We start from the raw sequence: 504 nt of genomic DNA on the forward strand, positions 1-504 counted from the left end.
AGTCGACCTGGCATCGCTGGGTCGCCCAGTACGGCGGCATGAAGGCCAGCGACGCCAAACGCCTCAAGGAGCTTGAGGCCGAGAACGCCCGGCTGAAGAAACTGGTCGCCAACCAGGCCCTCGACATCGACATGCTCAAGGAGATCTCGTCGGGAAACTTCTAACCCCGAACCGCAAGCGCAGCGCCGTGACGGTGCTGCGTGAACGGTTCGGGGTCTCCGAACGGCGAGCCTGCACGGTGGTCGGCATCCACCGCTCCACCATGCGCCTGCAACCACCGCCGATCAGCGACGAGGAGGCCGAGCTACGTGGCTGGCTTCGGAAATTCTCCACCGACCGGCCCCGCTGGGGCTGGCGCCGAGCGGCGATCGCAGCCCGCAAAGCCGGCTGGGAAGCCAACAACAAGCGCATCCGACGCCTCTGGCGCGAGGAGGGCCTGCGGGTTCCGCAGCGCCGCAAGAAGAAACGCCTCATCGGAATTGGTGTGCAGGTCGGGTCGATGTG

At 66.3% G+C, this 504-nt stretch carries 1 pseudogene; it reads left to right on the forward strand.

What is annotated here, in order from left to right:
- Positions 1–504: pseudogene (locus KIH27_RS22135) on the forward strand (IS3 family transposase); the annotation flags it as partial.

It is taken from the genome of Mycolicibacter acidiphilus, from assembly GCF_018455725.1.
GTDB lineage: Bacteria > Actinomycetota > Actinomycetes > Mycobacteriales > Mycobacteriaceae > Mycobacterium > Mycobacterium acidiphilum.